Source organism: Tenacibaculum sp. MAR_2009_124, assembly GCF_900105455.1.
Classification (GTDB): Bacteria; Bacteroidota; Bacteroidia; order Flavobacteriales; family Flavobacteriaceae; genus Polaribacter.
In genome coordinates, this window is record NZ_FNSF01000003.1 from 42,744 (window position 1) to 63,164 (window position 20,421).

Genomic DNA, 20,421 nt, shown 5'->3' on the forward strand with positions numbered 1-20,421 from the left:
TTATTAACACACAAACTCTATACCCTATTTTTCAGTAAGTTATTCTATGGATACATTTTTACTAATTATCGCTTTCCTATTTTCTTGTTTGGGCCTTATAGGTTCTTTTTTACCAATACTACCTGGTCCTATTACGGGGTGGATTGGACTATGGTTACTTCATTTAACCAAAGCTGTCCCCATGAACACATCTTTTCTAATCATTACATTTATCATCGCTTTAGTTATTTTTATTTTAGATTATTTTATTCCTGCTTTGGGAACTAAAAAATTTGGAGGGTCGAAATACGGAGTTTACGGAACCACTATTGGTTTAATAATAGGGCTATTTTCTCCTATTCCTTTTGGTATTTTAATAGGTGCATTTTTCGGAGCCTTAATTGGAGAACTCCTCTATGACAGTAAAGATACTAACAGAGCCATTAAAGCTTCTTTTGGAGCATTTCTTGGTTTTCTAGCTTCGGTTACTATAAAGTTTTCCGTAGCCGCAGTTTACTTCGTCCTTTTCTTTATTAAATTTTGGGAATATAGCGGGAATTTCTGGTAATACGAGCCCCCCCTATCACAAGGGTCCCTTCTAGAAAAAAAGTTATCAGAAGATTTTAACCAAAGCATAAAAAAAAGCAACCCATCTCAGGGAAGCTTTCCATTGGTAACAAAACCATGGTGCTAGTCAGCACCTTAACAACACAACTAAACGCTGCCTTTTACAACAAGACAGCCTGCAAATATACAAACTAAATTATAACCACCAAAAAAAATGCTTTTTTTTCAAATAAAACTGACTGAGTATTGCATTGTTTAATTATTTAATTGATCGTATCTTTGCGCTTTTAAATTTAGAAACGTAAAAAACAAAGCAATGCAATTATCAGAACAAGAAGTTGTACGTAGAGAAAAGCTTGCCAAGTTAAGAGAACTTGGTATTAATCCATACCCCGCAGATTTATTTCCTTTAGATACTAAATCTAAGGAGATTAAAGATGATTTTAAGGAAGGCAAGAAGGTTATTATTGCTGGTAGATTAATGTCTCGTCGTATTCAAGGAAAAGCTTCTTTTGCTGAATTGCAAGATAGCGACGGAAGAATTCAAGTATACTTCAATAGAGATGAAATTTGTACTGGAGAAGACAAAGCTTTGTACAATGAAGTTTATAAAAAACTATTAGACATTGGCGATTTTATCGGTATTGAAGGAGAATTATTTACTACGCAGGTTGGAGAACCTACTGTATTAGTGAAAAATTTCACTTTATTAAGTAAATCATTAAAGCCATTACCGTTACCTAAAGTTGATTCAGAAGGTAATACTTTTGATGGTTTTACAGATCCTGAAATGCGTTATCGTCAACGTTATGCCGATTTAGTAGTAAACCCTAATGTAAAAGAAGTCTTCGTCAAGCGTACGAAATTATTTAATGCAATGCGTCAGTTTTTTAATGATGCTGGTTATTTCGAAGTTGAAACTCCTATTTTACAGCCAATTCCAGGGGGTGCTGCTGCAAGACCTTTTATTACACATCACAATGCTTTAGACATTCCATTATACATGCGTATAGCGAATGAATTGTATTTAAAGCGTTTAATTGTAGGTGGTTTTGATGGTGTTTACGAGTTCTCTAAAAACTTTAGAAATGAAGGAATGGACAGAACTCACAATCCAGAATTTACGGCTATGGAAATTTATGTAGCTTATAAAGACTACAACTGGATGATGGAGTTTACTGAAAGTCTTTTAGAGCACTGTGCTATTGCTGTTAACGGAACTACAAAAGCAACTTTTGGAGAACATGAGGTTAACTTTAAAGCTCCTTATGCTAGAGTTACTATGGCCGATTCTATTAAACACTTTACTGGATTTGATATTGATGGAAAAAGTGAAGATGAGATTAGAGAAGCTGCCAAAGCAATGGATATCGAAGTGGATAGCACCATGGGTAAAGGAAAGTTAATTGATGAAATTTTCGGTGAAAAGTGTGAAGGAAACTATATTCAGCCTACTTTTATTACAGACTACCCAAAAGAAATGTCTCCTTTGTGTAAAGAACACAGAGATAACCCAGAATTAACAGAGCGTTTTGAACTAATGGTATGTGGTAAAGAAATTGCCAATGCGTATTCAGAATTAAACGACCCTATTGACCAACGTGAACGTTTTGAAGCTCAATTGAAATTAGCTCAAAGAGGTGATGACGAAGCTGGAGAATTTATAGATCAAGATTTCTTAAGAGCATTGGAATATGGAATGCCTCCAACATCAGGGCTAGGAATAGGTATTGATCGTTTAATAATGTTCTTAACCAATAACCAATCAATTCAAGAGGTGCTTTTCTTCCCTCAGATGAAGCCTGAGAAAAGCGCACCAACAGTAGAATTAAACGACGATGAAAAAGCCCTTTTAGTTCTTATTGAAAAAGCAGAAAAGATTGATTTAAATGAATTAAAATCTCAAAGTGGATTAAGTAATAAAAAATGGGATAAAACCATTAAAGGCTTAACTAAAAACAAACTGGCGAAAGTTGAAAAAACTGAAGAAGGTTTGTTTGTAGAGGTTGTATAACACAACTCACTTTTCGTAAATATAAAAAAGGGAATTGCTAAAGCAATTCCCTTTTTTTAGGCTATATAATGTAAGTCTACTCTTCAACAAATAAAATACTCCCAAAAACATCGGAATTTATATAACCATCATCGTTATTATTTCCATGATACTTTTTTGACCCCATAAAATTCTCTCGTCGATTGTTCCCATCATTATCTCCATAGGCAATCGAAAAACCTATCAACTTATTATTGAAAATTTTCACAGGTATATTATATTTCGAATTTTCATCAAAAGTGCTATCGTATAGTTTTATTGCCATTTCCCACAAATATTTACTTCCAACTCGCGTTCTTTCTACTTTAACATTATCATCAAGAAAAATAGTTTCTTTAGTTGTACTCTTATCAATGGCATGTCCCTCCGTAGAAACATGATAAGCAAAGGCCTGATGATTAAACTTATGATCACCTCCTGATTTATCCTCATCAATAAAAACCTCAACATAATCACCTTTCCAATAATTATCCTTACCATTCGTTAGTGTCTCATTTAGGTAATCATCAATAACTTCTACCAAAATATAAAGATGTTTATTATCCCAAGCTAATTTAAACTTCCCTAAATAATCAGAAGAATCAACAGTTTCTCCCATCCACTTGTAATTCATTTCGTACCATGGGACATTCCCCCAAATAGATTCTTTTCCAACTCCATCTACTTCAATTACCTCTTTTGTTTTATAAGCTTTGAACTCTCCGTTCTCTTTCGATATTACCAATCCCTCCTTTATGGAAACATTCTGTTTCTTAAATGAATCAGAAGTAATTTCAACTTTCTGTCTACTTTTCTTACAAGACCCTATGAATAAAAACATCATGATAAGTTTGAGAAGAAATAATTTTTTACACCCCATTTTTGTATAGTTTACTTTCTATTAGTAATTGATTACCAAATAATTGAATAGGTAAAAATAGAAAAACAAAGGTTAAAACCTAAAAACTCACTAAAAATCAAAGGAAACTAAATATATACTTTGAAAAATCATAGTATTTACTTGTAACTAAAGTCAAAAGCTCTTTCTACTAAGTAAGGAACGGCTTTAATATCCGAACAAAATGTATATCACAAAATCATACAAATGAAAACATTAACCATAACACTCCTTATAACTCTCGGTCTTTTCACAAACAACAAAGCACCTATTGACAATGAACCTATTGCTGTTTTAGAATTATTTACATCTCAAGGATGCTCTAGTTGTCCAGCTGCCGATCATTTATTAAACCAAGTGAGAAAGCAATATAAAAACAATAATGTTTTCGTCCTTTCGTATCATGTTTCTTACTGGAATTATATTGGATGGAAAGATCCTTTTAGTGACCCAAAGCATACAAACAAACAAAACGCCTATGCAAGGAAGTTTAAAAGTAGATCAATTTATACCCCACAATTAGTAATTAATGGAAAAGAACACTTCGTCGGATCTAATGAAAGTATCATGCATTCTAAAATTAAAAAACATTTAAAGATTAAAGCCAACAATAACATAACGCTTAAACATACTAAGAGAAATAACTCTAGTGTAAACGTGAATTTTAAAACAACTGGAAACATTCACGAAAAAAACACACAAATTATTCTGGTATTGAAAGAGCGTCAAACACAAATTAAACAAGGAGAAAATCGAAATCGAAACTTGAAAAACAACAATATCGTTATTTCCGAAGAATTTGTCCGAACGACCACAGAAACAACTTCAGTCTCTTTAGACATTCCAAAATTTGTCACTTCAGAAGATAAATTACAAGTTATTATATTGATTAAAAACAAAGAATTATCTATAACTGGTGCTTCAAAGAGTGCATACCTCTAATCTATTATACTTGATATACTTTAAAGGCATGAAACATTAAGGTTATTGAGACGAAACATATAAATTAAAATAGTATTACTTTTATCATGACTATTTTATGTAATTTAAAAATAAACAGATGAAAAAAAGAAATGTAGGTATTTTAATTTTTAATGAAGTTGAAGTCTTAGATTTTGCTGGACCTTTTGAAGTATTTGGTGTTACTGCCGATATCAACAATGATTTTTTTAATGTTTTTACAATTGCAAAAACATCTCATCCAGTAATTGCAAGAAATGGTTTATCTATAAACCCTCATTTCGATTTTAGTTCACATCCTGAAATTGATATCCTAATTATCCCTGGTGGATCTATAACTAGAAAAATCATTACTGAAGAACCTGAAATTTTACAATGGGTGAATGAGATTCATAGAAGCTCTGAAATAACTGCGTCAATATGTACTGGGGCTATGCTTCTAGCAAAACTTGATTTGTTGAACAATACAGAGTATACTACCCATCATGATGCTTTTGACTTTATGGAAAACCTCGTTCCAAGTGGCTCTCTAATGAAAGGAAAACGATATGTAAACAGTGGTAAAATATACACGTCGGGAGGAATTGCCGCTGGCATTGATCTTTCATTACATTTGGTGGAAAAGTTTCATGGTAAAGCGATTCTTAAAAAGACCATTTTGGAAATGGAGTACTTACCTAATGATTCCGATTTTAATGATTGGAATATTTAAGCTTACTATTTTTCTTAAAAGTGTTGGTGAACAAAATTCAATTCTCTAGTTTTGGCTTATGAGTGAATCAAATTCTCTTTGGCACATTGCATTTAGAAAATTCAAAACAAATAGAACGGGGCTTTTTTGCTTAGCTTATATTACAATTTGTGGCTTGGTAGCGGTTTTCTGCTATCTATTAGCTCCTGACAATAGTAATAACGCTAACCAAATGCACCTAGAAATCCACTCAAAACCACCTGGTTTTTCTACCCTCATACTCAAAATACCTACCGGAAACAAAATACCTCATAATTTTTTCAATACGTTTCTTTATGGAAAAACGGAACCTCATTCCGAGATCCCCATAAAATCATATGTAACAAAAAAAAATAATTTAGAAGTAATTCAATATTCTGATGGGTTAACCAAAACACATTCATTATCAATTTTTAACAATGATCCCGAATCATTTATTGAAAATAAAACATTTTGGCTAGGAACTGATAAATATGGACGTGATCTATTGAGTAGACTTTTAGTAGGTGCTAGAATATCGTTTTCTATTGGTTTTATCGCTGTATTCATCTCTTTAATCATAGGAATCCCCATCGGTGCGTTTGCTGGCTATTTTGGAGGTAAAATAGATGCATTAATCATGTGGGTTATCAATATTACATGGTCTATCCCTACACTTCTTTTAGTAATTGCCATTACTTTAGCTTTAGGGAAAGGTTTTTGGCAAGTTTTTATTGCTGTGGGTTTAACCATGTGGGTTGAAGTAGCTAGAGTTGTAAGAGGACAAGTAATTGTAACGAAAGAGCAGCAATATATTGAAGCTGCAAAGGCACTTGGTTTTTCTGATTTCAGGATTATTTTCAAACATATCCTACCGAACATCTTAGCTCCTATTATTGTTATTTCAGCGGCTAATTTTGCCGCAGCTATTTTAATTGAAAGCGGACTGAGTTTTTTAGGTATTGGTGCGCAGCCTCCCACTCCATCTTGGGGTGCCATGATTAAAAATCATTATAATTATATAGTTTTAGGCAAACCTTATTTAGCCGTTATTCCGGGATTAGCTATTATGAGTTTAGTAATGGCTTTTATGCTCTTAGGAAATACCTTAAGAGATGTTTTGGATGTGAAATCTTAGTTCTTCCTTGTTTACATCTCGAATGAGTTTACTGAATTAAAATGATTAATTTCGTTTAAAACAAATCATCAATGAATTTTAAAGTAAACTTTACCACTAAATGGGCAGATTTCGATGCCAATATTCATATGCGTCATACTGCTTATAATGATTATGCAGCCGAATCTAGGTTACGCTATTTTAAAAAGCACGACATAACAGTACAAGATTTTACTCAAGAAAAAATTGGCCCTATACTTTTCGAAGAGAATACTAAATTTTTAAAGGAAATACATTTAGGAGAAGATATATCTGTTAATTTAAAACTTCTTGGTTTATCTAAAAATGGTGAACGATGGAAAATACAACATGAAGTTTTTAATAAAGACGGAAAACTATCTGCAGTTATAACCGTTTATGGAGCTTGGCTAGATTTGGTTAAAAGAAAACTCACTATTCCACCAAGCAAGTTTCAAGTTATTTTTGATGAAGCGGAAAAAACTGAGAATTATGAAGATATCTTAATCAAACAATCATGACAACATCTAGAAAAATAAAAGTTGTTGTTTTATTAATTGCTCTTGGAGTGAGTTTCTGGCTAAACAACTCGAAAGAAAATCAAGAAATGACAGAAGTAAAAACGTCTGTTAACACCAATAATGCTAATGGATTTGACTACTTACCCACCTCAACAACGGGAGTCATTATCTCTCATAACACTTATCAATTATCATATAACGAGAAGCATGAACAAGCGGAATGGGTCGCCTATTCCTTAAAAAAAGAAGATATTGTTTATAGCAATCATAAACGTCCTTTTTTTATCAGAGATCCAAAAGTAAAAAGTAAATCAGCAGATTGGAGAAATTACAAAAAATCGGGATACGATAGAGGTCATTTATGCCCCGCTGGCGATAGAAGGTTTTCTAAAAAGGCACATGATGAAACTTTTTACACTTCTAACATTTCTCCTCAAGAACATAAATTTAATGCTGGTATTTGGAATAAGTTAGAACAGAAAACAAGGTATTGGGCAAAGAAATATGATCATTTATATGTTGTTACAGGAGGTGTTTTAAAAAATAATTTAAACTCTATCGGAAAGGAAAATGTCAGTATTCCAGAAGAGTTTTATAAGATTATCTTAGATTATTCGGCACCTGAAATTAAAGCCATTGCTTTTTTAATGCCTCATAAAGAAAGTAATAAACCTCTTTATGAATTTGTTACTTCAATTGATGAAATAGAAAAGAAAACGGGTATTGATTTTTTCCCTTCTCTACCTGATGATATAGAAACCCGTTTAGAAAAATCAACCCAATATAAAAATTGGAGTTTTAGATAAAATAGCGCAATACCATTTGAACTTACCATGATAAAACATTCCTTTTCGTTATAATAATTTGAAACATCAACGGTATAAAACAAAAAAACCGAGCTTAAAGCCAGTCATGGTCGGAAGAAATTCCGACCATTTATTTTTAAGTTTCAAAATGATCTAGGCACTTTCAGAAAACAGTCTATTTTTTAAAATACATTGAAAATAGAGGATAAAATTATATAAATTCTATCCTCTATTTCTGTTTAAAAGAGGTTTTATTGATTGAATCTCCTAAAAACGTACCTACAAGACGTAGCTCTCCCATGAAAAAAATACTAAGATTTTATTTTAGGCTATTTGTTGGTCTGTTTGAGCTATTTTTCTTCGACCAATTTCTAATGCATTTCCTGTGTGTATACCAAAGAATATCCATAGAATTTCATTCTTTTTTGTTTTGGCTTTTATTTTCCGTAGGTGATAATGTTCTTTATCCTTACCAAAAGAGCCTTCTAATCTTGTTGCTCTTTCTTTAGCAATGATAGCCCTAAGTTGCTTTTTCTCTTTATGATTTTTAGGTTTTCTACCCTTGGGGATAAAGTCTGTCTGTATGGTTTTTGAGCTACTATATGTTCTGTTTTTATTGGTAGCATAAATTTTATCTCCACCGGCTACTTTTACCTTTTTTCGAGTTAACCCTTGCGCTTTTTGAACTGTTTGTATAAAACGGTTTCCTTCGTGAAACGCATTAAAATTAATATGTTCTATAAAGCTAATTCCATCAATTTGAACTTTGTTAACTTTTGCTCCAAACTCAACAGGCTTTACTTCTTTTCCGCGAACAATAGGACGGATATAATCCTTATGAATACTTACAATTCTATCTTTGATTTTTTCTCCTGTATCAAAATGATCTTTTTGTTGTTTGTAAATTCTTTGGATTGTGTCGATTCGCTTATAATACAAGGGCTTAAACTCGATATTGTAGGCCTTGGATAATTCCTTTTCAAAATCGATAAACTTACTTAATAGCTTCAGTAAAGCTCGGGTTAATGAAGTACGTTTAGACTTGGTTTTTCTTCGCATTTTACTAAATCCTTGGTAACGTTTTTTCCACTTGTTATATCTACTTCTGATCATCTTAGTTCCTAAGATGGAGCAAGTTTTACGTAATTGATTGTACAACCAGTGAACAGATTCCCAAAGTAATTTCTGGATGGTAGGATAACGAACTTCACTTTCGTAACAAGTAGCATCCATTACGATTTGGTCGGTACTATCAATATGATTTTTCCAAGAATTAAAAAGAACTTTTTCTACTAAATTAATATCTAGTTTCTCTGCTAATTCACAACGTATTTGACTTATTATTTTATAGTTTGTTAAACGTTCAAAACCTAATTCTATATCGCAGAAAAATTGATAGTCTAAATTTGAGTTGAGTTGTTCAATCATTTTCCTATCCGAACAATTGGCATAATGCTTTAAAAACATCAAGCCAAGTCTTCCTTTAGGGCTAAAAAGATAGTTACGCCCTTTTTTTTGTTCAGTAATATTTAAAGTAGTAACCAAGTCATCCCAATCAATAGCAGAATAGATTTTGCCCAAATCTCCCTCTAAAAAACGTGTGTAATGAGCATCATAATTCTCACTGAGGGGAAAAAATTGAAATGCGGTGTTGCATTTCAGAAATTCTTCGTATTTTCATAATTACACAAATGGAAACCCCGTTTTTTACCTTTTTTGGTGATTTTCGGGGTTTATTATGAATATAAGATACAACAAAACCCTCGTAAAAACAAGGGTTTAGCTATTTTATGACAGTGCCGATCTAAATTTCCATCACAAATTACCACAATCATAGCAATGGCTAAATTTCTGAGTTCCATTTTAAACCTTCTTTTAGCCGTTTTATACCCAATATTGTTAGCTTTTTTATAGATTGCTATTAACATTGCTACAATTAAAGTCATATATAGAACTACTTTGATTCCGTTTTTATTCAAAGATACTAAGTGACTTACATTTAGTTCTTGCTTTATAAAGCGAAAAAAGACCTCAATATCCCATCTCTTTCTATAGGCTTGCGTAATTTCCTTAGCAGAGAGATCAAATTGATTAGAAATAAAACAAAATTCTTTGTGATCTTCAGTTTTTGTTTTTGCAACAATCAAACGTAAAGGAGTCTTTACTAACTCTTGTTTATAGTGAATATTTCCTCTCTTATTATTTATAGCTTTACCAGTATACAGATATACTTTACTATCTTTTATAAGGCTTAACTCTCCTAGGTCAGAGTTTTGATTTTTATCGAGTAAAGATTCCAATTCTACATATTTTCTATTTTCTTTTGCTCTAGCAATAAAATAAATATCATTACCACTAAAATCTTTCATGGTTCTGGTAGATTGAAGACCTCTATCAATGACGTAAATATTTTTATGATTTTTGTGTTGTTTTACATGATCCATTATAACTTCAGGCAAAGCCATATCTTCACTGGAATACTTAGGTTCTGTAAACACTTTAAACTCACAAGGCAATAAACCATCAAAGGTAATAGTATATTTAACAGATTTCTTACCATTTTTATGATCAATTCCTTCTAATAATTTACTAGCAGCTTCACTAACCATCGAGCTATCCACATGAACTAATTGATGTTTTTCGTTATTAGAAGTCATTGGATAAGCATCGTGAAACTGGCTATAAATGCATTGATATATTTGAGCGAAATAATCGGAATCAATTTTAGATAACCTTTCTGAGATAGAACTTCTTCTGATGGATTCTGATTTATCTAAATTGAAAAGAGTTTTAAACAGAGAATCATTAAAAGTATCTTCTAAGGTACGTTGACTTAATTTTTCGTTTTCTACAATACCATAAAGCAACAAATAAAACATTTTTTTACCATGAAGCACTTTGGTGTAATAATCCACATTAGTTGTGGATGATAATTTAGATAAAAGAGCTTCTGGAATAATACCTAATAATTCTTTTACGGATATTTTATGATCTTTAAATACTGACATAATAGCTTAATTATCAGTATATAAGATACAAAAAACAATACTCAAAAACAAGTTAAACAACTGAAAAACAGCAGGTTAAATATTTTTTTTTTATTTCTTAGAAACAAAAAAAGTCGGAAGAAAAATCTTCCGACCATGACTGAGCTTAAAGCTCGGTTTTTAATTTATCTTGGATACGATTATCTTAATCTTAGATACCTTTTGTCCATCCATTAGCCCAAGTAGGAGCATCTGCACCGTTTCCAGCACCTGTTGCCGTACCTTCAGAAATGAAAGACTGATTAGCTCCTGTATAGTTCGTTTTTTCGAATCCTGAAGCATTGTTAGCAAACTGAATGTTTGTCATAACTAAATCACCGTTTTCAATTCTTACACCAGCTTCGGCATCATCACTCTTAACTCTTACACCTAAATTAACTCCAGAAATATAGAAGTTATCAATCGTAAAGTTTCCTCCACCTTCTTTGTAATATAAAGCTCCTTCTGTTACAGGACCTACTACAGTAATATTCTTTAAAGTAGCACTTGTTACAGGAGTAGCATCTCCGTTATCTCCATTGTTTGATCCTTCGATACCAGCTTTAGCACTTCCTGAAATGTACCAGTACTCACCAGTTCCAGCCCATCCGTCAGCAAAATCAATTGAATCATCTCCTGAATTTGTAGAAACTAAATATTTCCCGTTTACTGCTCCTCCGAAAAACTCGATTCCGTCATCACCTCCTTCAAAAGACTGTACATATTCGAAAGTAGTTCCTGAACCAACACCGAACAATGAAACACCGTTAAACTCTTTAGAGTTACTAAATGTAGCTCCAGTATATTCAACTCTTAAATAACGAACAGAACCTGAATTATCTGCAGCATTTGAACCACCATAAGTTAAACCAGCAACCTCAGAAGTAGCTGTATTTCCTTTATTAGTTGGCGCTTCACCACAAATTACTAAACCACCCCAATCTTTAGCAGCTGGAGTATCAGCTCCTGAAGTCATTACAACTGGATTGTTAGCCTCACCATTGATGAAAATTTGAGCTCCTTTTTCTACAGCGATATAAGCTGAAGTACCTCCCGTTGCTTTAATTGTAGTTCCAGCAGGTATTGTTAATTTACCTCCTGCTTTCACTACGAAAGAACCTGTTAATATATATTCTATATCAGCTTGTAAGGTAACATCTCCAGTTACTTCACCAGCTAAGTTTTCTCTTGAAACTCCACTGTTACTTAAACCTCTTGTCCAACCAGCAGCCCAGTCTGGAGCAGCAGCACCGTTTCCAGCACCTGAAGTAACACCTTGTTGGATAAAGCTTTGATTAGCTCCTGTATAGTCAGTTAATTCGAAACCAGTAGCGTTTTCAGCAAACTGTACATTTGTCATAACTAAATTTCCGTTTTCAATTCTAACACCAGCCTCAGCATCAGTACTTTTTACTTTTACACCTAAATCAACTCCTGATATATAAAAGTTATCAATGTTAAAGCTTCCACCACCTTCTTTGTAATATAGAGCTCCTTCTGTTACAGGACCAACTACTGTTACATTCTTTAAAGTAGCATTTGTTACAGGAGTAGCATCTCCGTTATCTCCGTTGTTTGATCCTTCGATACCAGCTTTTGCACTTCCAGAAATGTACCAGTATTCACCAGTTCCAGCCCATCCGTCAGCGAAATCAATTGAATCATCTCCTGAATTCGTAGAAACTAAATATTTACCGTTTACTGTACCTCCAAAAAATTCAATTCCATCATCTCCACCTTCGAAAGATTGTACATACTCAACAGTAGTTCCCGAACCAACACCGAATAATGAAAGCCCGTTAAACTCTTTAGAATTACTAAAAGTAGCTCCTGTGTACTCAATTCTTAAATAACGAATAGACCCTGAATTATCAGCTGTTTCGTTACCACCGTAAGCTAAACCAGCAACTTCTGAAGTAGCAGTTTCACCTTTATTAGTAGGTGCTTTACCACAAACAACTAATCCACCCCAATCTTTAGCAGCTGGAGTATCAGCTCCTGAAGTCATTACAACTGGATTACCACTATTACCGTTTACAAAAATTTTACCTCCTTGAGCTACTGCGATATATGCAGAAGTACCACCTGTAGCTTCAATTTTAGTTCCTGCAGGAATGTTTAATATCCCTCCTTCTTTAACAACGTATGATCCTGTTAACTTATATGCTATACTTGCATCTAATGTTACTTCCGAAGAAATCTCTCCAGATAATTCAGCGCTAGAACATGGTTGACAAGATCCCCCACAATCTACGCCGGTTTCATCACCATTCTGAATTCCATCTGAACATGACGAGGTTTGTACTGGATCGTCCTCTCCACAAGAAACAACCAAAGACAACGTAACTGCCATTATCATTAAAGCAAAAATCTGTTTTTTCATTTTGTAGTATTATTAAATTTTTAAGTTGACACAAAAGAACTACCTTCATATTAACTCAGTGTTCTCTAAAAATTAATCTTGAGTTATACAAATGTTAATTAAAAGTTATACGATAACGACACTTTAAAATCAACACCTCTTCTAAATGACAATACTGTAACATCCTGAATATCTTGGAACGTAACGATATCTGGATTTAATAAGTTCTTTATAGAAAACCCTAAACTTATTCTTTTGTTTATTTTAGACTTCATTACAAAATCAAGCGTTCCATATCCTTTTTCTACCAAGTTTCCTTTTACCTTATCTCCCAAAGGTCCTACTCCTAAAGCCAATATTCTATCAGAGAAATAGCTATATACTAAGGTGGTTTGAAGGTTCATTCCATTGTTAAAATCCTTAAAATAGCTTAAATCTGTATTTAACAGAATGTCAGAAGCTCCTGCAAATCCATCTCTATCCTTACTAAAGTTCACACCAACACCTGGGTTTTCAATAGACACTTTTTCAGAATTCAATTCTTGTTCATGGTGCATATAAGCAACATTAAGACCAGCAGATAATTTATTATTTAACGTTCCGTCTTTACCTTCCTTCTCTTTGTTAAATATGGTCTTTTTAACTTCAAGTTCTCCTCCAACTGCATATCCCCAATCACCTGAATTCACAAAACTAATATCGTTAGAAGCTGAATTGATTCCTACTTCGTTGATTGGATTCTGAATATATTTTCCAAATGCCCCAACAGAAATCAACTCATCTCTTTCTGGGAAAAATTCCCACTTTATATCTGCATTATAATTATCAGATGAATATAAATGCTGATTTCCTAAAGTAGTACTAACAACATCCTCAAATAAGAAAGGCGCTCTTTCTTTATATTGAGGTAATGTGTAAGTTTTACTTGCTGCAAACTTTAAGTTATTCTTGTCATTAAGAATATACTTTAAAGACAACGACGGTAAGAAAGCAAACTTATCTAATTCGTTTGTTCCTACATTAATTGACGTATTATAATCAATTGTCTGTTTAATTTGCTCTCCTCTTACTCCAAAAACTCCTGTAAATTTATCAGAGAATGTATATTGTAATTCTCCATATGCAGCATGAATATTCTGATTACCATTATATGTTTGAGGTAATAATACATCAGTAGAACTACCTAAACCACCTCTAAATGTTCTGATGGTAAACAACCCAGCATTTAAATTTTGTTGATTAAAGTAGCTATCTAAATTATAAACATCATTAATAATAGGCTGCTGAACGTCTCTAATTGTAATTGCAAAGTTAAACTGAGTAGCATCAAAGTCAACATTTTTAAACCTACCGCTATAGCCTAATTTTAATTTTGCTTTATACTCTTCCTCTTCATTTTTTGCAAACTTATAAGTAACACTTGCGTTCGCCGCAATTTCTTCCTCTTCTATGTCTGAATAAAATCTGTGGTTATCCGAATCGTTACTAACTAATAAAAACGATTTTGGCCCTGTTGGATCATCATTGTCATTTGGTAATACTGTAGACTGTCTTCTATTAGGAACGTTATTCTTATTAAAATTATAAGCTCCACCCCATTCAACTTTTAAGTTCTCTGCAAGATTGTGGGTACCTAATAATTGATGAACAAATAATCTATTTCTCATGAATGTCTGTCTCTGAATAACCGCTCCACCTTCAGCAGCATCATCGAAAGCATCATAAATACCTTGGTAATCGTCATGAGAATTACTAGAATTATCTACCATAAGTCCGTTATATTTAAACTCATGTTTTTTATGCTTTAATCTAATATTCCCCATAACTGTAGTATTGGTATTATAGGTATATGATTGTCTAGCCAAGTTTTTTCTTGCAACTCCTGAAACATTTACATTTCCACGAGCAATTCCTTCTTTATAATCATAATCGTTATCAAATGATCCTACCGCAAAGAAACTAAGTTTAGTATTATCTGATAAGCTATAAGAATCTCCTCCTTTTAAAGATATAGAAGAATTTACTGGAGCTTCTCCTGCTTGTCTATCCCAGCTTGTTGTGAAATTGTAATTATTCAAAGGAAATGCAGGATAATATGTTTTGTAAAATCCTAAATAACCAGGACCGTCAGCTCCATAAAATTGACTCTGGCCGCTAGCTATAGTATTTAATCCCGAACCTATTTTTACCTCGGCAAAACCTTTTCCTTTATATACTTTTGACGCAATATCAATATTTGCACCTCCAAAATCTCCATAATTTTTTGCTGCATAGGTCTTATCAATACCTACATACTCAACAATATCAGTAGAGAAAATACTCAAGTCGATGTTTTTTCTTGAAGGATTGTTAGATGGTAATGGTAAACCATTTAATGTAGTAACATTATATCTATCACCTAAACCTCTTACAAAAACACTTCCCGAACCTTCTTGTTTAGAAACCCCTGTTGTTTTTGTTACAGCCGTTGCAACATCGCTTACACCTTTTCTTGCCAGCTCTTGCTTTCCTATTTTTGTTTCAATAGCAACTGCCTTCTTTTGCTCTAGTAGTAAAGCACTTTCTTTTTCTCTGTTTACAGAAGCACTAATCTTTACTTCCTCAAGCTGAACTCCTTGGTTAGCTCCTAAAAGTTGATTAACAGTAATAGTTTGTCCTTCTTTTACAACAACCGCTTTTTCTACAGTTTCATATCCAACAAAACTAAATACGATTGTTTGATTTCCAGCAGGCACATTCATAGAATACTTACCGTCAATATCTGTAGTCCCTCCAATTGATGTTCCTTTTACAAAAACATTGGCAAATGGTAACGACTCACCGCCCATTTCCTTATCGGTAACCGTCCCTGAAACAACACCTTTACCTTGTGAAAAGACTAGATTACATAGGCTTAAAAAAGCCATGAATAACATTTTTCTCATTACTAACTTTGAATTCTGTTTAATTATCCCGCAAAATTCAACGTAAGCTGTAAAGCTAATGTTAGCTGTAAATTATTCTTCTATTATTAGAATGTTTTTTTAATGTTAAGAACCCTTCTAAATGTTACCTTAACATTAATCGTTAAATAACGATTTTTATTTTTGAAGATACCTTTTCAAGCCCTTTACCAACTGATTATCTGAAAGATAATAGTCAATTTGCTCATCAATTGTGCGGTTAGAGTCTAAGATTACCGTAGTTGGATATGAAATTCCTTTTTCTGTAGTAGCTAATATTTCTGCGAGTTCATGTATTCCTGAAGAAGATGTTGTCTTTCTATATTTAAATTCATGTCCCATATAATTTATGGGCATTTTAAACTCAGCATCAAGCGATATAAAATAAAATTTCTCGTTTAGTAATTTAATCACGTTAAGATTTGTAAATGTTTTTTCTTTCATAGCGAAACAAAACTTACACCAAGCAGTATGAATAAAAACAACAACAGGTTTTTCGTTACTTTTTTGTAGTTGTTGCACCTCTTCAAACGTATACGTAAGAAGCTTCACATCATTCGTTTGAGAGAACAAATGATGTGAAACAAAAAACATTAATATGATGAATACATATCTCAATTAAAATAATTTATATCGCAATCCTAAGAACATTCTTACACCTTGATTGGAAGCATACACATACGCCGGATCAAATGTTAAATTAGGCTTGTTTGGGTCAATATCTTGATCAAAAGGATCAAAACTCCTTAAAATACTATTTGCCGCTGGAGTAAAGTTAAGGAGATTTTTCACCCCTCCAAAAAGCTCAAAGTTATTCGTAAACTTTTTGGATAATTGAATATTTTGAATGCTATACCATGGAGATTTAGGTGCTCTAGGATCATTATCTCCCAACAAGGGCAAATCCATTGGAGCATATACATTTCCGGTATAATCAATTTTTAAATCTATATTAGGCAGTGTATATGAAATACTCCAAGTACCACTAAAACTTTCCGTTAATAATTGACGTTCTGTTACTCCATTTTCAGTTACTGAAACATCCATTAATGTTGCCCCTGCAATAATAGACAATCCATTTTGCCATGTAATATCCGTACTCAATGAAACCCCTTTAGAAACCGAGTTTCCGTCTAAGTTACCATAGATAATTTTACTAGTATCTGTTTCGTAATCAGGGATAATTTTGTTTTCAAAATAGGTGTAAAAAGTACTTGCATCTATATTGATTATTGTACTATTATCTGTTGTAATTTTCTTTACATAGTTAACATTCGCATTCCATGAAGTTTCAGGCTTTAATTCATCTTCAAAGAATAACTCTCTATTCCCTGTTAAAGCAGCATGATCTTCCGTAAAAACATTTGCCACTCTAAATCCATTACCTAAGCTTAATCTTATTACATCGACATTATTCTCAGAATTCCATTTATAATTAATTCTTGGAGAAAAAATCCCGCCATGAACACTATTATAATCGTATCTAGCTCCTAATAGAAGTTTATTGTTAGCAGCCAATGTAATTTCGTCTTGAACAAACACTCCTGGCAAATGCGTTATTGACGGCTCATTATTCAAATCATTAGCTGTCGCTGGTGTGTTATCGTCATAGTACGTATACCTATAAGCTGCTCCCAAAAGAAGGCTATGGTTTTTACCTATTGAAGTATCCCAAAGTAATTGGCCAAAACCAATGTACTGATCGGCTTGATAAAAAGTATCACCATAATAAGAGTTTTGTTCATGACCATTCGCACTAAACTGAATACTTAGCTTTTCATTAGTTGGCAAATCGTAAGTTCCAAAAGTTTCCCATCTACTCGTATAAATACTCTCTCCATAAACTTCACTACCACCTCTATATTTAGGTGCCCAATTTGTTTCACCTCCCCACCTATCTTCATAAAGATAACGACCTGCTACAGTAAAAACCCTATTATTCTTTCTCGAAAAAGAAAACTTGTTAAATATTGAAATTCGATCTTGTAAAGTTAAATCCGTAAATCCATCGTTGTTATTGTCAATTGGGTTTTGATAATTAAAATAGTTAACACCGAGTAAACCATTCGTCTCTCCTAAATTATATTTAAGCCCTAAATCTGCATTAATTTCTCCCCAAGAACTCCCAAAAGACTCTAATGTTAATTTTGGTGCCGTTTTAGCTGTTTTAGTAATAATATTAATAACTCCACCAACAGCCTCAGAACCATACAATGTAGAGGCTGGTCCTTTTACAATTTCCACTCTTTCTATTAAAGATTGAGGCAACCCAGTTAAACCATAAACAGTAGACAGCCCACTAACAATAGGCATTCCATCAATCAACACAAAAGTATAAGGCCCTTCTAGCCCGTTAATATGAATGTCTCCTGTATTACAAACACTGCAATTTACCTGAGGACGAATTCCATTCACATTGGAAATAGATTCGAAAATTGAAGGTGCAGGATTCTTTTTAAAGAAAACTGGCGAATATACTTCAACTGGTACAGGACTATCTAATTTTTTCACTGGCTTCATGGTTCCCGAAACAACAACCTCTTCCAACGCCGAATTAACTTCTTTTAACTGAAAATTCAATTCTAAAGTTCCTCCCTTTATTAACTGAATCCTTTTTAATCGAGTATTAAACCCAATGGATGACACTTCCAGCTTTTGTTTCCCAAAAGAATCAGTTTTTAAGTAATAGTTCCCATTCTTATCTGATAGTGTCCCAATACTAGTTCCTTTTAAAACAATATTAGCCATTTCCAATGGCTCCCCATTAAATGTTATTTTACCTTTTATTATACTTTGAGATAAAACAACCTTAGCACTACATAGTAGCAGTAGTAGCGAAAAATATTTCATTCTATTTTATTCTTATTTTTTGAGCAAAGGTAAAATATTTTTTAGACTAACCTAAAAATATGTTTATATAAAACAAAATTTGTATGTTTGCACAACCCAACAAAGCCCAATGTTTAGTCAATCCGAAGAAAACTATATAAAAACTATATTCCACTTAGGAGGAATATCTACCAAAGGAATTAGCACCAATGCTATCGCGAAAAAGCTGAATACCAAAGCATCTTCTGTTACAGATATGATTAAAAAATTATCTGAAAAAGAAGTTGTACTCTATAAAAAATACCAAGGAGTAAGCTTAACTAAGTTAGGTAAAAAAACAGCGGTAAACATCATTCGAAAACACCGTCTTTGGGAAGTTTTTTTAGTTAAAAAATTGAATTTCTCTTGGGACGAAGTTCATGAAGTAGCAGAACAACTCGAACATATTAATTCTCCAAAACTAATAAACGAGTTAGATGCTTTTCTTGATTACCCGAAGCGAGATCCACATGGCGACCCTATTCCTGATAAAAACGGAAATCTTCATGTTGTTGAAAAAAGTCTTTTAGCAACATTAAATATTAACGAAAAAGGCATATGCATAGGCGTAGAAGATAGCTCTTCTGAATTTCTTCAATTTTTAGACAAACATGAAATAGCATTAGGAAAAAGCATTGAAATAACTGAAAAAGAACCTTTCGACGGTTCGTTTACAATTAAAATGGATAATAAGTTACTCAGTATTTCGAATAAAATTGCTAACAACTTATATATTCAAAAAACACAAAAACAAGATTAAAACACATTATTAAATATTTATGGAGTTATTCGATCAGATAGTTGCATTTTGTAAAGAACACCCTATTCAAGGGGCTCTTTATGCATCATTATTCACATGGGGACTAACTGGGCTAGGAGCTAGTTTGGTGTTTTTCTTTAAAAAATTAAATCGCGCCGTACTTGATGGGATGCTTGGTTTTACAGGAGGCGTTATGGTAGCTGCCAGTTTTTGGAGCTTACTATCTCCTGCTATTGAAAACAGTCCAGGAGAAGGGTTTATGAAAGTAATTCCTTCAGCTATTGGTTTTGCTCTTGGAGCTCTAGCCTTATTTGGCATGGACAAATGGTTACCTCACCTTCATATTAATTTTAAAGACAACGAAGCAGAAGGTGTAAAAACAAACTGGCATAAAACTACCTTATTAGTATTAGCTATTACACTGCATAATATTCCTGAAGGACTTGCTGTTGGTGTTTTATTTGGAGCTGCTTCAACTTTAGTTGGTGTAGAGCAAACTGAAATGGTAATCGCTGCTATCTCTTTAGCAATTGGAATAGGAATCCAAAACTTCCCAGAAGGTTTTGCTGTTGCAATGCCGCTGCGTCGTCAAGGAGTCAGTAGACGTAAAAGTTTTTGGTATGGCCAACTTTCTGCAATTGTTGAACCTATTGCTGCTGTAATAGGCGCTGTAGCAGTATCTTTTTTTGTTCCAATTTTACCTTACGCCTTAGCTTTTGCTGCTGGAGCCATGATTTTCGTAGTAGTTGAAGAAGTTATTCCAGAAACACAGAGAGACAAATATACCGATATTGCCACTTTAGGGTTTATCGGAGGATTTATTGTAATGATGTCATTAGACGTTGGTCTTGGATAA

General features: G+C 33.1%; 16 protein-coding genes. 9 read left to right on the forward strand and 7 right to left on the reverse strand.

Annotation, left to right across the window (positions count from 1 at the left end; genetic code table 11):
- The first annotated feature begins 46 nt into the window (after positions 1-46).
- Positions 47-547: a DUF456 domain-containing protein gene (locus BLW23_RS10195; protein WP_093669479.1), complete on the forward strand. Its 501-nt coding sequence runs from the start codon at positions 47-49 to the stop codon at positions 545-547.
- Positions 548-862: 315 nt separating this feature from the next.
- Positions 863-2,560, forward strand: a complete 1,698-nt coding sequence (gene lysS, locus BLW23_RS10200) for a lysine--tRNA ligase (protein ID WP_093669481.1) — start codon at positions 863-865, stop codon at positions 2,558-2,560.
- 76 nt (positions 2,561-2,636) lie between these two features.
- Here the strand turns inward: lysS and BLW23_RS10205 are convergent, their stop codons facing one another.
- Positions 2,637-3,419: a sugar-binding protein gene (locus BLW23_RS10205; RefSeq protein ID WP_176829790.1), complete on the reverse strand. Its 783-nt coding sequence runs from the start codon at positions 3,417-3,419 to the stop codon at positions 2,637-2,639.
- 264 nt (positions 3,420-3,683) lie between these two features.
- Between BLW23_RS10205 and BLW23_RS10210 the strand changes: the two genes are divergently transcribed.
- The 5 genes from BLW23_RS10210 (at position 3,684) to BLW23_RS10230 (ending at position 7,607) form a co-directional block, all read left to right on the forward strand.
- Positions 3,684-4,418, forward strand: a complete 735-nt coding sequence (locus tag BLW23_RS10210; RefSeq protein WP_093669485.1) for a DUF1223 domain-containing protein — start codon at positions 3,684-3,686, stop codon at positions 4,416-4,418.
- Positions 4,419-4,536: 118 nt separating this feature from the next.
- Positions 4,537-5,148: a DJ-1/PfpI family protein gene (locus BLW23_RS10215; protein ID WP_093669487.1), complete on the forward strand. Its 612-nt coding sequence runs from the start codon at positions 4,537-4,539 to the stop codon at positions 5,146-5,148.
- Positions 5,149-5,206: 58 nt separating this feature from the next.
- The gene (locus BLW23_RS10220) at positions 5,207-6,283 is read left to right on the forward strand and encodes an ABC transporter permease (protein WP_093669489.1); all 1,077 of its coding nucleotides are present in this window, start codon (positions 5,207-5,209) and stop codon (positions 6,281-6,283) included.
- 71 nt (positions 6,284-6,354) lie between these two features.
- The gene (locus BLW23_RS10225) at positions 6,355-6,801 is read left to right on the forward strand and encodes an acyl-CoA thioesterase (RefSeq protein WP_093669491.1); all 447 of its coding nucleotides are present in this window, start codon (positions 6,355-6,357) and stop codon (positions 6,799-6,801) included.
- Entirely contained in the window at positions 6,798-7,607 is an 810-nt protein-coding gene (locus tag BLW23_RS10230; RefSeq protein WP_093669493.1) for a DNA/RNA non-specific endonuclease, read from the forward strand. Before BLW23_RS10225 ends, BLW23_RS10230 begins: the two co-directional genes overlap by 4 nt.
- 324 nt (positions 7,608-7,931) lie before the next feature.
- On the opposite strand, the gene BLW23_RS10235 is transcribed toward BLW23_RS10230, so the two are convergent.
- From BLW23_RS10235 to BLW23_RS10260, 6 genes are all read right to left on the reverse strand, one after another.
- The gene (locus BLW23_RS10235) at positions 7,932-9,188 is read right to left on the reverse strand and encodes a transposase (protein ID WP_093668298.1); all 1,257 of its coding nucleotides are present in this window, start codon (positions 9,186-9,188) and stop codon (positions 7,932-7,934) included.
- A gap of 155 nt (positions 9,189-9,343) precedes the next feature.
- Positions 9,344-10,615 (reverse strand): IS4 family transposase, encoded by a 1,272-nt coding sequence (locus BLW23_RS10240; protein ID WP_255362777.1) that lies wholly within the window; start codon positions 10,613-10,615, stop codon positions 9,344-9,346.
- A gap of 190 nt (positions 10,616-10,805) precedes the next feature.
- Positions 10,806-13,016 carry a hypothetical protein gene (locus tag BLW23_RS23185; RefSeq protein ID WP_176829791.1) on the reverse strand — a complete coding sequence of 737 codons (2,211 nt, stop codon included), beginning with the start codon at positions 13,014-13,016 and terminating at the stop codon, positions 10,806-10,808.
- A gap of 98 nt (positions 13,017-13,114) precedes the next feature.
- Positions 13,115-15,901 carry a TonB-dependent receptor gene (locus BLW23_RS10250; RefSeq protein WP_255362778.1) on the reverse strand — a complete coding sequence of 929 codons (2,787 nt, stop codon included), beginning with the start codon at positions 15,899-15,901 and terminating at the stop codon, positions 13,115-13,117.
- Positions 15,902-16,075: 174 nt separating this feature from the next.
- Positions 16,076-16,555 carry a thioredoxin family protein gene (locus BLW23_RS10255; RefSeq protein ID WP_143032145.1) on the reverse strand — a complete coding sequence of 160 codons (480 nt, stop codon included), beginning with the start codon at positions 16,553-16,555 and terminating at the stop codon, positions 16,076-16,078.
- On the reverse strand, positions 16,556-18,787 hold the full coding sequence (locus BLW23_RS10260; protein ID WP_093669499.1) for a TonB-dependent receptor: 2,232 nt from the start codon (positions 18,785-18,787) through the stop codon (positions 16,556-16,558).
- A gap of 109 nt (positions 18,788-18,896) precedes the next feature.
- Here BLW23_RS10260 and BLW23_RS10265 point away from each other — a divergent pair, with 109 nt between their 5' ends.
- Positions 18,897-19,565, forward strand: a complete 669-nt coding sequence (locus BLW23_RS10265; protein WP_093669501.1) for a metal-dependent transcriptional regulator — start codon at positions 18,897-18,899, stop codon at positions 19,563-19,565.
- Between the two features lie 19 nt (positions 19,566-19,584).
- On the forward strand, positions 19,585-20,421 hold the full coding sequence (locus BLW23_RS10270; RefSeq protein ID WP_093669503.1) for a ZIP family metal transporter: 837 nt from the start codon (positions 19,585-19,587) through the stop codon (positions 20,419-20,421).

Coding starts and splice junctions, on each gene's coding strand:
- BLW23_RS10195 (WP_093669479.1), top strand. CDS start 47: ATGGATACATTTTTACTAATTATCGCTTTCCTATTTTCTTGTTTGGGC.
- lysS (WP_093669481.1), top strand. CDS start 863: ATGCAATTATCAGAACAAGAAGTTGTACGTAGAGAAAAGCTTGCCAAG.
- BLW23_RS10205 (WP_176829790.1), bottom strand. CDS start 3,419: ATGTTTTTATTCATAGGGTCTTGTAAGAAAAGTAGACAGAAAGTTGAA.
- BLW23_RS10210 (WP_093669485.1), top strand. CDS start 3,684: ATGAAAACATTAACCATAACACTCCTTATAACTCTCGGTCTTTTCACA.
- BLW23_RS10215 (WP_093669487.1), top strand. CDS start 4,537: ATGAAAAAAAGAAATGTAGGTATTTTAATTTTTAATGAAGTTGAAGTC.
- BLW23_RS10220 (WP_093669489.1), top strand. CDS start 5,207: ATGAGTGAATCAAATTCTCTTTGGCACATTGCATTTAGAAAATTCAAA.
- BLW23_RS10225 (WP_093669491.1), top strand. CDS start 6,355: ATGAATTTTAAAGTAAACTTTACCACTAAATGGGCAGATTTCGATGCC.
- BLW23_RS10230 (WP_093669493.1), top strand. CDS start 6,798: ATGACAACATCTAGAAAAATAAAAGTTGTTGTTTTATTAATTGCTCTT.
- BLW23_RS10240 (WP_255362777.1), bottom strand. CDS start 10,615: ATGTCAGTATTTAAAGATCATAAAATATCCGTAAAAGAATTATTAGGT.
- BLW23_RS23185 (WP_176829791.1), bottom strand. CDS start 13,016: ATGAAAAAACAGATTTTTGCTTTAATGATAATGGCAGTTACGTTGTCT.
- BLW23_RS10250 (WP_255362778.1), bottom strand. CDS start 15,901: ATGGCTTTTTTAAGCCTATGTAATCTAGTCTTTTCACAAGGTAAAGGT.
- BLW23_RS10260 (WP_093669499.1), bottom strand. CDS start 18,787: ATGAAATATTTTTCGCTACTACTGCTACTATGTAGTGCTAAGGTTGTT.
- BLW23_RS10265 (WP_093669501.1), top strand. CDS start 18,897: ATGTTTAGTCAATCCGAAGAAAACTATATAAAAACTATATTCCACTTA.
- BLW23_RS10270 (WP_093669503.1), top strand. CDS start 19,585: ATGGAGTTATTCGATCAGATAGTTGCATTTTGTAAAGAACACCCTATT.